This is a genomic window from Acinetobacter sp. 789_lipA (assembly GCF_058242845.1).
Genome location: NZ_JBZAYS010000001.1, coordinates 1,266,875 through 1,280,377 on the forward strand (window position 1 = coordinate 1,266,875; position 13,503 = coordinate 1,280,377).

General features: G+C 41.7%; 18 protein-coding genes. 7 read left to right on the forward strand and 11 right to left on the reverse strand.

The window, feature by feature from the left end; translation table 11 throughout:
* Positions 1-63 precede the first annotated feature (63 nt).
* Both AC4CUZ_RS06055 and AC4CUZ_RS06060 read right to left on the reverse strand, forming a co-directional pair.
* The gene (locus AC4CUZ_RS06055) at positions 64-489 is read right to left on the reverse strand and encodes a protein tyrosine phosphatase family protein (protein WP_201952559.1); all 426 of its coding nucleotides are present in this window, start codon (positions 487-489) and stop codon (positions 64-66) included.
* Positions 482-817: a protein tyrosine phosphatase family protein gene (locus AC4CUZ_RS06060; RefSeq protein ID WP_010327560.1), complete on the reverse strand. Its 336-nt coding sequence runs from the start codon at positions 815-817 to the stop codon at positions 482-484. Before AC4CUZ_RS06060 ends, AC4CUZ_RS06055 begins: the two co-directional genes overlap by 8 nt.
* A gap of 124 nt (positions 818-941) precedes the next feature.
* Between AC4CUZ_RS06060 and AC4CUZ_RS06065 the strand changes: the two genes are divergently transcribed.
* The 3 genes from AC4CUZ_RS06065 to AC4CUZ_RS06075 are packed head-to-tail and all read left to right on the forward strand — an operon-like array spanning position 942 to position 2,710.
* Positions 942-1,838, forward strand: coding sequence for an alpha/beta hydrolase (locus tag AC4CUZ_RS06065; RefSeq protein WP_010327559.1), 897 nt, complete (start codon positions 942-944; stop codon positions 1,836-1,838).
* Complete coding sequence (trxC, locus tag AC4CUZ_RS06070; RefSeq protein WP_201952554.1) at positions 1,839-2,270, forward strand: thioredoxin TrxC; 432 nt, start codon at positions 1,839-1,841, stop codon at positions 2,268-2,270.
* Between the two features lie 17 nt (positions 2,271-2,287).
* Positions 2,288-2,710, forward strand: a complete 423-nt coding sequence (locus AC4CUZ_RS06075) for an acyl-CoA thioesterase (protein ID WP_010327557.1) — start codon at positions 2,288-2,290, stop codon at positions 2,708-2,710.
* A gap of 73 nt (positions 2,711-2,783) precedes the next feature.
* Here AC4CUZ_RS06075 and AC4CUZ_RS06080 read toward each other — a convergent pair whose 3' ends face one another.
* The 3 genes from AC4CUZ_RS06080 to AC4CUZ_RS06090 form a co-directional block, all read right to left on the reverse strand.
* Positions 2,784-3,233, reverse strand: a complete 450-nt coding sequence (locus AC4CUZ_RS06080; RefSeq protein WP_490747379.1) for a nuclear transport factor 2 family protein — start codon at positions 3,231-3,233, stop codon at positions 2,784-2,786.
* A gap of 184 nt (positions 3,234-3,417) precedes the next feature.
* A complete protein-coding gene (locus AC4CUZ_RS06085; RefSeq protein WP_078425653.1) occupies positions 3,418-3,918 on the reverse strand; it encodes a DUF4442 domain-containing protein in 501 nt (166 codons plus the stop codon).
* 28 nt (positions 3,919-3,946) lie between these two features.
* Positions 3,947-4,435, reverse strand: coding sequence for a YajQ family cyclic di-GMP-binding protein (locus AC4CUZ_RS06090; RefSeq protein WP_004697619.1), 489 nt, complete (start codon positions 4,433-4,435; stop codon positions 3,947-3,949).
* A 91-nt stretch (positions 4,436-4,526) separates the two neighbouring features.
* Between AC4CUZ_RS06090 and AC4CUZ_RS06095 the strand changes: the two genes are divergently transcribed.
* Positions 4,527-4,841 carry a rhodanese-like domain-containing protein gene (locus AC4CUZ_RS06095; protein ID WP_004983438.1) on the forward strand — a complete coding sequence of 105 codons (315 nt, stop codon included), beginning with the start codon at positions 4,527-4,529 and terminating at the stop codon, positions 4,839-4,841.
* 101 nt (positions 4,842-4,942) lie between these two features.
* Here AC4CUZ_RS06095 and mnmC read toward each other — a convergent pair whose 3' ends face one another.
* From mnmC to AC4CUZ_RS06115, 4 genes are read right to left on the reverse strand one after another with little or no spacing between them, the layout of a single operon-like run.
* On the reverse strand, positions 4,943-6,856 hold the full coding sequence (gene mnmC / locus AC4CUZ_RS06100) for a bifunctional tRNA (5-methylaminomethyl-2-thiouridine)(34)-methyltransferase MnmC2/FAD-dependent 5-carboxymethylaminomethyl-2-thiouridine(34) oxidoreductase MnmC1 (protein ID WP_490747380.1): 1,914 nt from the start codon (positions 6,854-6,856) through the stop codon (positions 4,943-4,945).
* A 30-nt stretch (positions 6,857-6,886) separates the two neighbouring features.
* Positions 6,887-7,390 (reverse strand): SH3 domain-containing protein, encoded by a 504-nt coding sequence (locus AC4CUZ_RS06105; RefSeq protein WP_148825464.1) that lies wholly within the window; start codon positions 7,388-7,390, stop codon positions 6,887-6,889.
* A 4-nt stretch (positions 7,391-7,394) separates the two neighbouring features.
* Complete coding sequence (locus tag AC4CUZ_RS06110; RefSeq protein ID WP_094148281.1) at positions 7,395-7,697, reverse strand: YciI family protein; 303 nt, start codon at positions 7,695-7,697, stop codon at positions 7,395-7,397.
* A gap of 29 nt (positions 7,698-7,726) precedes the next feature.
* Complete coding sequence (locus tag AC4CUZ_RS06115; protein WP_058870322.1) at positions 7,727-8,341, reverse strand: septation protein IspZ; 615 nt, start codon at positions 8,339-8,341, stop codon at positions 7,727-7,729.
* Positions 8,342-8,385: 44 nt separating this feature from the next.
* On the opposite strand from AC4CUZ_RS06115, the gene AC4CUZ_RS06120 reads away from it, so the two are divergent.
* Positions 8,386-9,237, forward strand: coding sequence for a PHP domain-containing protein (locus AC4CUZ_RS06120; RefSeq protein WP_114837575.1), 852 nt, complete (start codon positions 8,386-8,388; stop codon positions 9,235-9,237).
* Between the two features lie 67 nt (positions 9,238-9,304).
* Here AC4CUZ_RS06120 and AC4CUZ_RS06125 read toward each other — a convergent pair whose 3' ends face one another.
* Positions 9,305-10,216 (reverse strand): bestrophin family protein, encoded by a 912-nt coding sequence (locus tag AC4CUZ_RS06125; protein ID WP_004983451.1) that lies wholly within the window; start codon positions 10,214-10,216, stop codon positions 9,305-9,307.
* A gap of 75 nt (positions 10,217-10,291) precedes the next feature.
* A complete protein-coding gene (gene radC / locus AC4CUZ_RS06130) occupies positions 10,292-10,984 on the reverse strand; it encodes a RadC family protein (protein ID WP_279045057.1) in 693 nt (230 codons plus the stop codon).
* A gap of 86 nt (positions 10,985-11,070) precedes the next feature.
* On the opposite strand from radC, the gene AC4CUZ_RS06135 reads away from it, so the two are divergent.
* Both AC4CUZ_RS06135 and AC4CUZ_RS06140 read left to right on the forward strand, forming a co-directional pair.
* Positions 11,071-12,161, forward strand: a protein-coding gene (locus AC4CUZ_RS06135) for an IS4-like element ISAba33 family transposase (RefSeq protein ID WP_490748051.1) whose coding sequence is annotated in 2 segments (ribosomal slippage) — positions 11,071-11,611 and positions 11,611-12,161 — 1,092 coding nt in all. Because the reading frame shifts where the segments join, the coding sequence is not laid out codon by codon here.
* A 248-nt stretch (positions 12,162-12,409) separates the two neighbouring features.
* Positions 12,410-13,500 (forward strand): IS4 family transposase gene (locus AC4CUZ_RS06140; RefSeq protein WP_490747381.1). Its coding sequence is split into 2 segments (ribosomal slippage): positions 12,410-12,950 and positions 12,950-13,500, totalling 1,092 coding nucleotides; the frame shifts between segments, so codons are not numbered across the junction.
* Positions 13,501-13,503: the final 3 nt, after the last annotated feature.

Sequence of the window (13,503 nt, forward strand, 5' to 3'; positions counted from 1 at the left end):
GGACGGACATTCATTGAGCTACATGCTGTCATTAAGGTACAGCAGAGTAAAAGCAGCAACAGTTTATTCATGGAGTAATCCTCGTTGTTTTGCCTGATTGAACAGCAGACTAGAGCGAGCACCACTCTTACAGACCATTAAAATAGGCTTGGGCAATTCATTATAATATTTAGCAAATTCGACCACATCTGTTTCAGAAATTTTACTGCTGGTAACCGGTTGGTAAATTACGCTGACTTTGGACTGTTCCGCAATATTACGCAGTTGATCAACGCGAACGGTATTACCTTGTTCTTGATCTGGTCGATTGACTATGACCGACTTAAAGCCTTGTTTCATCAATTGTTGAAACTTATCTTGGGTCATTTCCCCTGAAATACTGAGCTGTGGGCTGAGTGCTTGACTCAGGTTATTCGTTGCCGCCCATAATGCACTGCTTGTTAAAATCAGAGCAGTGCAGATGACACTTTTAAACAACCGTTTAGTCATCTAACAGGTCCATTTGTTTCGCCAGTTGGTATAAGTTGTTTGAACGATTACCAGTACGGCAGAACATTAAAATAGGTTTTGGTAGCTCATTGAAATGATTGGCAAAAGTGCGTACATCCATTTCTGTGATTTGCCCTGCAACCACAGGTTGATAGACATAATCGAGGCCTGCAACACGTGCTGCTTCTTCAATTTGAGCGCTGGTCGGTTGTTCTGCGCCACCTTCCATATCTGGGCGGTTATTGATCACAGATTTAAACCCTTTTTCAACCACTTGAACCAAATGTTCTGGGCCAATTTGACCTGCAAAGCCTACATTTTCGCTCATGCTGTCACTCCAAAATTAAACTAATCGAGATATGCTTTATGATAGCATTAAGCTGAAAGTTCAGCCTATGCTGTTGAAATATTTATAAGCGATTACAACCATAAAATAACGCAATGGAGCAGGTATGCACGCCTATACCGTTGAACCACTATATGTCAAAAGTGGCCAAGAGGTCATTGCTGCGGATTTTTATCGTCCGAAAACCGAAGAAAAACCAGCAGTGATTGTGATGGCCCATGGCTTGGCTGGGCTGCGCCAATTCAAACTAATCCAATTTGCGCAGCGTTTTGCACAAGCGGGTTATGCAGTCGTGTTATTTGACTACCGTTATTGGGGCGGGAGTACGGGGCGCCCAAGAGAGCTGGTGTCGATTAAAAAGCAGCTCGAAGACTGGCGCACCATGATTAACCACCTCAAAGAACGTAAGTCGATCGATAGTCGACGGATCGTGCTGTGGGGGACGGCACTCAGCGGTGGATATGTACTCGATATTGCTGCAGAGTTCAAAAATGTTCAGGCGGTGATGGCGCAAGTGCCTTTTGTCGATGGTGCTGAAAGTGCCAAGCTTTACCCGTTACAGCAACTCCCGAAAGCGTTAAAGCTGTCCAGCCAAGATTATATGGGGGGGAAAGTGGGGATGTCCCCGACCACTTTACCTGTGGTTAATCCACGAGAGTTATGTTTTTTACCGACGCAAGATGCGTATTTGGGTTATCGTTCGATTATTAATCCTGATTATTATTGGAGTGGTGAGATACCTGCCCGATTATTTTTTAATTTAATTCGTTATCGTCCGATTCAAAATGTCAGACAAATTAATATTCCTGTACTTTTCATTGCCGCCAAGCATGATAGTTTAATTCCGATTGAATCCAGTCGTGAAGCAGCTACCAATATTGCCCCTTTTGTTCAATATCATGAATGGGAGATGCAGCATTTTGATATTTATCATGCCAGTTGGTTTGAAAAAGCCATTTCGACCCAATTAGAATTCTTACATCAACATATTGGAGTCAACTAAATGATTATCGTCTGTCCGACCTGTATGGCAAAAAATCGTGTCCCTGAAGAGAAGCTGAATGCTAATCCGAGTTGTGGTCAATGCCACGCAGCGCTTTTACCTGCGGCACCGATTGAATTGAATGAGCAGAATTTTAGCCAGTTCATTAGCCATAGCGATTTGCCTGTATTTATTGATTTATGGGCAGAGTGGTGTGGTCCATGTAAAATGATGGCTCCGCACTTTGCTGAAGTGGCGAAACAAAATCCACAAGTGATTTTTGCCAAAATTAATACCGAAGAATCTCCACGATTAAGTAGTGCCTTTAATGTGCGAAGTATTCCAACCTTAGTTTTAATGAATAAAACTACTGAAATTGCTAGAATAAGCGGCGCGCTCCGTGCGCCACAATTGCAACAATGGTTAGATCAACAGTTGCAAGCCCAGTCATAACGAAAATTGGAGTCAACGTGTCAGAGATTCATGTGAAACCAGAAGGGATGCTATCTCTTCAAACGATTGCAATGCCAGCTGATACCAACTGGAGTGGAGATGTGTTTGGTGGTTGGATTGTGTCACAAATGGATTTGGCCGGCGCAATTCACGCAGAACGCTTTAGTAAAGGGCGTTGTGCAACGATTTCAATTAATCAGATGACGTTCTTGGTCCCTGTCAAAGTCGGGGACGTGATTAGTTGTTATACTAAAATTTTAAAAGTAGGCAATACGTCTATTCAGATGGAAATTGAAGTGTGGGATAGCCATGACAGTTCACGTCCACCTGTACGTGTGACTGAAGGTGTATTTACCTTTGTTGCAGTTGATGTCAAAGGCAATAAGCGTCAGATTCCAGCGGATGTTAAAGAAAAGTTTTTGGCGAGCCAATCCAACTAAAGCTTGAGTTGGTCTGCAAAAAAAAGCCAGTGTAATCACTGGTTTTTTTTGCTATTCCATGCAGTCCGATGGATTAAAACATAGTATTGCGGTTGGCGGACTCCGCGGGAATGCTTTGTATCACATCCCAATGTTCTACAATTTTGCCTTGTTCGACGCGGAAAATATCGACAACGGCCTCACCACGATCTTGTGCATTTTGAGTGGAATGTACATGGAGCACCACCAAATCACCTTCGGCTACGACACGCTTGATGGTACTTTTTGCTTGTGGGTGTTCTTTAAAATACTGGGTGAAATAGTTTACAAAAGGCGCTTTGCCGTCTGCAACATAGGGATTATGTTGAATGTATTGTGTACCAATATAGCGGTCAGAATAGGTTTGAACCTGATGCTTGCTAAAAACGCCTTCATAAAAGTCCACCACAATTTTTTTATTTTGTTCGGTCAGGGCAGAGGCAGAATGGTGACCCGGCGTTGTTGAAGCCGATGTATTGGCGGGATTGTGCTGTTGGCAGGCCACCAGCCCCAAAGAAAATAAGGCAGTCGCTAAAATTAGTCTTTTTTCATCAGGTCAGCTCAAATATTCATGTTATGTAGCATGATTTTGAGCTGAGTCGAAGTAAAGATATAGTAAATTTTAGTCGCAGCTTTAGCGTAATGTTGTAAATTTTATACTTACTAAACAGTAAGTTATATTTACATTTTTACTTTTTTAATGATGCTTTGTCGAGCCATGCCCATAACATTTCACATTGAACAGGTGCTTCACCCGATTCATCCATCACTGTCACAGAAACTAAAGTTTCACCTCTGGCGGTGGTTTGCATCAACTGCTGCTGTTCTGGTGTTAAGGTGGCTGTCGCTGTCATGGCACCTTTACTTGGACGTTTAAAGTCAACGTGCATGCTTTTAATCAGAACGATGCAATGATCAGGCACATTCATCCCTGTTACAAAACCTGTTGCCGTTTCAGCAATTAAGGCCATGGCACAGGCATGCAGCTGACCAATATGGTTTTGCATGGCACGGTGATTTTCGATTTTGACTACGACTTCGCTGTGACTGACTTGCAAATAACGAATATTGGCACTGCCGACCATGGGAACTATGCGACCAAAAGCTTGACTCCATAATCGCGTACGCAACGCTTTCGGCAAGCGTGACGTGGTTTTTACAAGTTTTGATAAGCGATTGGCCTTTGGCATAGTTACCTCAAATGATCAAACAAGAGTATTAGTCTTTAAAGTTATTGAACTGTAAAGGCAGACCAAATTGTTGTTCTTTTAAAAAGGTCATTACTTGCTGTAATGTATCGCGCTTTTTATCAGTCACACGAATTTTGTCGCCTTGAATTGAAGATTGCACTTTAATGCCGCTTTCTTTAATGGCCTTGTTAATTTTTTTTGCGGTATCTGAGTCAAGTCCGTCTTTTAATTTCACCACTTGAAGTACATTTTTACCTGAAGCAGTCATTTTTTGTGGATCAAGCGCTTGAATATCGACTTTACGTTTAAAGAAATGGTTCTCTAACATGGTGTACACTTGTTCACACTGGAAATCACTTTCAGTTGAAATTTTGATTTCTTTGTTTTTTTCATTGAGTTCAATTGAAACGTCCTGACCACGGAAGTCGAAACGGGTTGCGATTTCCTTTTGGGTGTTCTGAACGGCATGATTTACTTCAAAAATTTCTAATTCTGAAACAATATCAAAAGATGGCATGGATTAAACCTTTACAAATGGAAAGAATATCTGAGATGCTAGGGATGTTTTCTTCATTTGCCAAGTGTTGTTTACATCAAAGGAGTGCGCAATGATCCGTAAACAAGAAATTACAACATTTGAGTTCCCAGAGGATGCGATCATCTGGGATGTACGCGATTCAAGTGCTTATGCTGAAGCACACGTGAAAGGGGCGATTAATCAGCCAATCACAGAACTTTCAGCACAGAGCCTTACTCAAGTGTCGACGGATCAACCGATTTACATTTTATGTGGTGGCGGTAGTAAAGCGCCACGTGCTGCAGAGTTACTCGAAGGTTTTGACAGTGCGCGTGAGTATGTGATTTTAATGGGGGGTACCCGTGCTGCTCGTGATGCTGGTTTAGCCTTAGAACAAAGTAATTAAGCAGAAGCAAAAAAAGCGCCGTCAGGCGCTTTTTTAATGTCTTAGAAATTTACATTTCTCTATTTATAGCTCTATATGCTGTACTTGAGTCATAAGCAGAACTAAGACTGCGCTTTAAAATAAGGCTTTTTGGCTTTGAGCTTTTTATGGAATCGGGTCGGACTGAGCTTTTGTAGCAGTGACTCAGGAACGGGGCAGGCCTCTTTCAGTATCTGCGCCGCTAAAATTTCACTACATAAAGGTGCAAACAAAAAGCCTTTAGAGCCCAAGCCCGCAAAGCTATAAATTTCAGTCTGTTCAGACATTTTTCCAAGGACTGGAAAATAGTCCAAACTTTGCGCGCGAACGGATGCACGGCCTTGCCAAGTCGTCACATCTGGAAGCGATTGTGCATAATGTGGAAAGACACTGTGGATAAGCTGGTAGTTATGCACATGGTCTTCAAGCAAAACATCGCTGTCATCTCGATTTGGATAGAAGGATGCACCTAAGATGAGTTGTTGAGCATCAAGCTGCATACAATAGCCGCCATAGCTATAAGCTTGATTGAGGGTTAAAGGTTGTGCGGTGTTCTCCACCCAACTGACTTGTCCGCGAATGGGCTTCAGCACAGGGTACTGCTCAAAGAAAGCAGCCGTGTGGCGTGCACAACAGACAATCACCTGATCAAACTGACCTAAAGATTGGGCTTGTTCATTGAAAAGTTCATTGTGCTCTGGATGGATTTGAGTAATGTTGGCTTGTACGAACTGAATCAGCGGATGCGCTAAGATTTGATCTCTGAGTTGATGTGGTGAGACAGCGCCAGCTTCAGTTAGATTCAGACTGGGATATTCAGTGATTAACGCAGAATCAGTAGCGGTTTCGGCTATCAGAAGACCCGTAGGGTATTGTTGTTCGAGATCGAGTAAGTCTTCGGCTTTTTTCAGCGCCAGTTGATGTACTTGAATGGGGCGAAAAGCCTGAAACTTGGGATAGTGCTGTAAAGCATGTTGCCAAGCCAAGGTCATTAAATGTTCATGACTTTGTTCAATCGGACAAAGTTTGGGGTTGAGTAAGGCCAGTGGATTGCCTGAACCTCCTGCAAGTGGCTCAGATTGGTCGTAGAGCGTGACTTCATGCCCGCGCTCAGCAAAGGCCCATGCACTACTTAAACCTGCAATCCCTGCGCCAATGATAGCAATTTGGCGTTGTTTAAAAGCGTGTAGTACTTGATCAGGTTGATTTTGATTCAATACTGATTGGGTATCTACAGCGTCTGATGTGTTTTCAGGCTCAGCAGCTAACCAGATGGCTTTGAGCATTTCGCGTTTATGCTTATAGCCACGCGGACGTGAAATAGAAATACCATGCTGTGTTAAACCACGTTTGAGCACGCCTGCGACACTAAATGAAGAAAATGTAGTTCCAATACCAGATAGGCGAACGATGTGATTCAGTACTTGCTCTTCCCATATGTCTGGGTTACAGGCAGGCGCGAAACCATCGAGGAACCATGCGTTAACGCGACTGGTTTTTGCCATACTGGGGAAAACATCGTGAGCATCGCCTAACCAAAGGTCAAGGCTGAAACGTTCCTCAGGGAAGCTCAGGCGATGACAACCTGCAATCGGGTGCGGGTACTGTGCGATCAGTTGATCGGCGATCGGTTTGAGTTCAGGCCAGACATTGAGTGCACGTATCAGATCAGTTTTAGACAGCGGAAATTTTTCAACTGAAATGGCATGAAGGTGGCTGTGGTTATTTGGGCGAACCTGTTGCCAAAGTTGCCAAAGCGCCAAGATGTTGAGCCCTGTGCCAAAACCTGTTTCACCAACACTAAAATATTCAAAGGGCTGAAGATTGGACAGACGCTCAGATAAATCATTACCATTTAAAAACACATGGCGAGTTTCGAGTAGACCATTGTCCTTGGAAAAATAGACATCGCCAAATTGTTTTGAGACTGGCACATCTATGCCATCAATCTGTTGCCATTCTAAATCGGCAGTTTGAATTGCACGCGACACAACCACAGCACCCTATTGTTTTCAATAGGGCTTAGCTTACCACTGACGACGACGTTTGGTATAAACGTAACTGGCAATTAAGAAGCCCAGTAATACACCAACAGCGATGGTTGCTGCGCCGTAGAGGAACATTTGCGCACTGCGTTCGCTTTGTAAGACTTGAACTTGTACACCGAGGCTATCATTTTTAAGTTGTAGCTCTTGGTTTTGCGCCAAAGCATCGAGATTGGCTTTTTCCAATTGTGCAAGACGTGAAGCTTGGTCTTTGACTAATGCTTTGACCTTGGCATCTTGCAATGCTTTGTTCTTAGCCAGTTGTTCAGCGGTGAGTGGTTTGGCTTCTTGCGGTTGACCTGTTGGGCTAACTGTGGCCACCGCAGGAATGATTTTCGGTTGAGTTGTACTACCTTGCACTTGAACAGGTGCGGCAGTCGTTGCTGGTACAGCAGAGGCTACACTCGGGGCAGGAGCAGTTTCAACGGCCCACGCCATAGAAGAAAGAAGAGATAAGCCCAATAAGCTTGTGACAACAACGCGCATGACCTTATCCTTGAGGGAATGCTTTATTAAATGGTTTAACATCAATCTGACGATAAACCCCTGCTTTTAAGAATGGCTCTTCCTGTAACCAGACATCGAGTGCTTCACGTGATTCAAAGTCAACAATGATTGTACTACCGTAAAAACCTGCTTGCGGATTGCTTGGATCTTTCGGCATCGCTCCTGCAACAATTAAACGACCTTCATCATTGAGCTTTTGTAAACGAGCAAGATGTTCTGGACGTGTAGCAAGACGTTTTTCGACTGTACCTTCTTGATCGGTACATGTGACGACGAATAGCGGCATAAGAGTTCTCGATGTATGTTCTGGCTAAATTACTCTTCAGAAGATTTAAAGTATTTACGCAATACAATAAACTGAATAATGATAAAGGAAAACATCACGATCATGTCACCAAAAGCTGTGAATTCTCCCCAATATTTTCCGTCCATAAATAAAAATGCGAAAAATACGTGTAAAAAAGACATGAGGGCAAACATAGCAGCCCATGCAAAGTTTAAATTTATCCAACCTGCGTCGGTTAAATTGAAGATTGGGCCGAACAAGCGTTTGATCAGCGGTTTACGTTCTTTGCCAAAATAAGGAGAAAGTAAGAAAGCACCTGAGAAAATAATGTTCAGTAAGGCTGCTTTGAGTTTGATGTAAAAGTCATCCGACAGCATTAAGGTGACACCGCCGAAAATAACCGTCATAAACAACACAATCCATTGTTGTTTGTCTAAACGGAACTTTTGCATGAAGAACAGTGCGCCGTAAACCACCAGCATCGAAATAATCAAACCTGTGGTCGCTACAAGAATATTATTATTATCGACACCCCCAGCAGAACCAATCAATTGGAGCAATGGGTGATCAGTATTTTTAGGGTCTACAGTTTTATATAAATAAAAGAAAATTATCAGCGGCACAAAGTCTAAAAGTGCTTTCATGTTAGAGTATCTAAATCTGTTCAAATAAATAGCTAGTATAAGTGATGGAAGGCGTAGATTTACATACTCACAGCAATATTTCTGATGGTACTTTCACACCGAAGCAATTGGTTGATGCTGCCGCGGAAAAAGGCATCCACACCTTGGCTTTGACAGACCATGACACCATGGATGGTCTTGCGCTGGCAGAGTTGGCTGCAAAGTCGCATGCGATGCGTATTATTTCGGGTGTAGAAATTTCGAGCCAGTGGTCGAGACCCTCAACCCAGAAAAACTATGGTGTGCATGTGGTTGCATTGAATATGCAAGACTTAGAACCACTGCAAAAATGCCTTGAACAGCAAAAACAAATCCGTGCGCGACGTGCTAAGCAAATCTGTGATTTGTTGATTCCATTGATTGGTGAAGATATTTATCTCGATGTTTTAGCGAAAGTTGAACAGATGCCTGACCGTGTGACTCGAACGCATATTGCCAAGACTTTGGTTGAAAAAAAGTATGTGAGTCGTGCGCAACAAGCGTTTGATAAATATATTAAGGAAGGTAAGAAAGCCTACGTGAAATTTGATGGGCTGGGCTTAGAAGAAACCATTCAAGTGATTCATGCCAGTGGTGGTTTTGCCGTATTGGCGCATCCGACACGGTATGACTTATCTGCTACGAACATTCGTTATCTGATTGAAATATTTGCGCAGTTTGGTGGGGATGCGGTTGAATTGCCGCCCAATGTTGAACCAACATCTACCCGTCAAATGGTGGACCGGATGATTGCCGAGCATGGTTTAAAAGTATCGGTCGGGAGTGACTTTCATGGTGACAATATGCCGTGGATTAAGTTGGGCAATATTCCCAGAGTTAAAGACGGGCAAGTGGGAATTTGGGAAAGTTTTGTCTAAAGATTTTTGACCATTCCCACCTTCTCCAAGAGCTATCTAGCCTAAGAGAAGGTCAGCGTGAGTTCGATTAGAGTAGATTATTGTCTTGTGCTTGAATGGGTGGTGGGGTCGGTTTACCTAAAGTCCCAAGCAGTTCAATTTCGATGGTACGCACCATCGAGTCCAGCGGCAAGTCATTACTTTGCGTTCCGAAAGGCTCTTCAATTTCCGAACTCAAAGCATCGAGTCCTAAGAAAGTATAGGCCAATACACCAACCAATAGTGGGGTGAAAATACCCAAGGTTGAACCCAAGCTAAACGGTAAAATGAGACAGAAAAAATACACTGTACGATTGAGTAATACCGAGTAGGCAAAAGGTAGTGGTGTTGTCGCAATACGGTCACAACCGGTTTGCACTACACTCAAGTCAGCAACGTGCTGATTCAGCTGCGCATAGACAATATCACTAATTTCACCTTCTTTTAATGCCTGCATCAACTCCCACTGAATCAGACTGAGCGTATACTGCGGGGCATTGGCTTGTTGATACAGCTGAGTCAGTGCATTTTGACTTAAGCCACTGGTTTCTACCAGTTCTGTTGGATTGGCCGTTTGATGGCGTAAACGGTCGCGTAAGACATTGGCAAATACAATGACATGTTGAATTACACGTTCACGACGACCTTGGGTTAAGATACGACAGTCACGGTCAAAGTGACGCGAGTTGGCAATTAAAATGCCCCATAACTTCCGCGCTTCCCACCAACGGTCATAGCAGGCACTATTTTTAAAGCCGAGGAAAATAGAAAGTACCACCCCAATGAGGGTGAAGCCGACCAAGGGCAGTTCAGGGAAGTGGAAATAGCCGACATAGGACAAAATGCCAATAATGGCAGAGACCAACATGACCACACCCAAAGGGGGTAAAACTTTGGGAAGAATGGTGCCACGCCATGAAAAAAGCACCTTAAAAATACTGGGCTGATCACGCACAATCATGTGATTAGAATTCTTTTAAAATTTTGCTTGATCTTCATATTTGTCGCGGTATTTGTCAATCATTTGTCTGCATATTTAAACGGATTGGATCAGGCCGTGTTCAGCAAAAGAAAAAGCACCTTCGGGCGATAAGATGAAATGATCAATCAGTTGAATATCCACGAGCTGACTGGCTTGAAGAATACGCTCTGTCAGTTCGATGTCCGCCGCGGAGGGATGAGCTTTCCCAAGTGGATGGTTATGGGCAATCACCATGAAAGTGGCGTGTTGAGCAATACAGTAACGGAGCAATAGATTGATCGATATTTCACAAGAATTGACTGCACCAAAGAACAATTTTTTAAAGTTTATTTTTCTTAAATGTGCATCCAAGCAAAGCACTGCAAAGACCTCTTGGTTTTCGCCTGAAAACTCATACTGTAAAAAATTGAGCAGTTGAGCTGAATGATTGAGCTCCAACTTGTGTTGCTTGAGCTGCTGGCTACTGTAGCGTCGCCCCAGTTCTTTGACGGCCATTAATTGTGAATACTTGGTCGGGCCAATGCCGTGAAATTGGCTGAGCTCGGGCAGTTCAGCGTCGAAAACCGCATTCAGACTACCAAAATGTTGCAACAAAAGACGTGCCAATTCGACCGCAGAATGTTGCGTTGAACCCGAACGGATGAAAATGGCCAACAGTTCTGCATCGGAGAGGCTGGCTGGCCCTTGTTGTAATAAGCGTTCACGTGGCCGTTCTTGTTCAGGCCATTTTTTTATGGATAAGTGCATTATTTTATACTTTTTTCTTTGTACACGAAAAAAAATATAACTCATTAAAATAATGGCATAATACTTGTTTTCTGACGACGAATATGATGGCACATTTCAATGAGCTATATCTCATCTTAAACAAATATCTAAAGTGGAACAAGTCACATGTAAAATGTTTTACACTGATTATGCTTGCATTAATTGTAAAACAGACATGTAATCTTTCTTCTGCATCTAAAGCCTTACCCATCAAGTGCTTACCACAATCATTTTATCGACGTATACAACGCTTCTTTGCAGGTCAGTATTTCGATTATCGTCAAATTTCTCAGTTAATTTTCAATATATTTTTATTCGATAAAGTCCAATTAACTTTGGATAGAACCAACTGGAAATGGGGGAAACGAGATATCAATATCTTGATGTTAGCCATCGTCTATCGTGGAATAGCCATACCTATAGTTTGGATATTGCTCAATAAACGGGGAAACTCAGATACAAAAGAGCGTATTGCTTTGATTCAACGCTTTATCTCTATTTTTGGTAAAGACCGTATTGTGAATGTGTTCGCAGACAGAGAATTTATCGGTGAGAAATGGTTTACATGGTTAATTGAAAATGACATTAACTTCTGTATACGTGTTAAAAAAACTTTATTGTGACCAATCACTTAGCCAAGAATCATAAAATTAGTGATTTATTTCGTCATCTTCAAGTTGGTCAAACTGAATGTCGTAAACGACGTATTTGGGTTGGTCGAGTAAAACTGTATATTAGTGCGCTACGATTAGAAGATGGAGAACTTTTACTTGTTGTTTCTCCTATGTTTAATGCTTCTGCTATTCGTGATTATGCATTACGCTGGGAAATCGAAACCTTATTTAGTTGTCTCAAAGGACGTGGATTCAATCTTGAAAATACTCGTTTAACAGACCCTAGACGAGTCAAGAAATTGATAGCAGTGCTAGCTATCGGTTTCTGTTGGTGCTATTTAACAGGTGAATGGCAACATGATCGAAAAAAAGCGATAAAAATAAAGAAGCATGGACGACTTTCAGTAAGTTTATTTCGCTACGGTTTGGACTATGTTCAAATGGCTATTCTACGTTTGATTGGTTTTGGAAAAAAAGAAGAATTTAAGAAAGTGCTAGCAATTTTAAGAAAGAAAAAGCCTGATAGGACAAGGGCTCTATGAAATTTGTCGTGTACAGAGTACTTTTTTAACCTGAGTTCGATATAAAAAAAGAGTAGAAAAAAAGCCCTGTTTTTGTAACATATTGGTTCTCAAGACAAAATGTTATAAAACAAGGCTTCTCAATGGATCATATTACCGAATTATTTTGTATTTTGGATGATTTCTGCAAAATATTTCTTTGTACACGACAAAAATAGATAACTCATTGAAATAATGGTCACAATAATTGTTTTCTAACGACCAATACTATGACGCATCCCAATGAGTTATATCTTATTTTAAACAAATCTTTAAAATGGAACAACTCACATTTAAAGTGCTTTGCGCTCATCATGCTTGCGATCATTTTAAAGCAAACATGCAATCTTTCTTCTGCATCTAAAGCCTTGCCCATCAAGTGCTTACCACAATCATTTTATCGACGTATGCAGCGCTTCTTTGCAGGTCAGTATTTTGATTATCGTCAAATTTCTCAGTTGATTTTCAATATGTTTTCATTCGACAAAGTGCAACTGACTTTAGATAGAACCAATTGGAAATGGGGAAAACGAAATATTAATATCCTGATGCTTGCGATCGTTTATCGTGGAATAGCGATACCTATCGTTTGCAGATTGCTTAATAAACGTGGAAATTCAGATACGAGAGAGCGTATTGCTTTGATTCAACGCTTTATATCCATTTTTGGTAAAGACCGTATTGTGAATGTGTTCGCAGACAGAGAGTTTATCGGTGAGCAGTGGTTTACATGGTTAATTGAACAAGACATCAACTTCTGCATTCGTGTTAAAAAAACTTCATTGTCACCAATCATTTAGGAAAGAATCATAAAATTAGTGATTTATTTCGCCATCTTAAAGTTGGTCAAATTGAATGTCGTAAACGACGGATTTTGGTTGGTCGGGTGAAACTATATATAAGTGCACTACAGTTAGAAAATGGAGAGCTTTTACTCGTCGTTTCTCCTCAGTTTAATGCCAATGCTATTCAGGATTATGCATTACGCTGGGAAATTGAAACCTTATTCAGTTGTCTCAAAGGACGCGGGTTTAATCTTGAAAATACGCGCTTGACAGACCCTAGACGAGTGAAAAAATTGATTGCGGTGTTAGCTATAAGCTTCTGTTGGTGTTACTTAACGGGTGAATGGCAACATGATCAAAAAAAAGCGATAAAAATAAAGAAGCATGGACGACTCTCAATGAGTTTATTTCGCTATGGTTTAGACTATGTTCAAATGGCGATTCAGCGTTTAATTGGTTTTGGGAAAAAAGAAGAGTTTAAGGAAATTTTGGCAATTTTAAGAAGGCAGAATCCTGATAGGATAAGGGTTCTGTGAAAT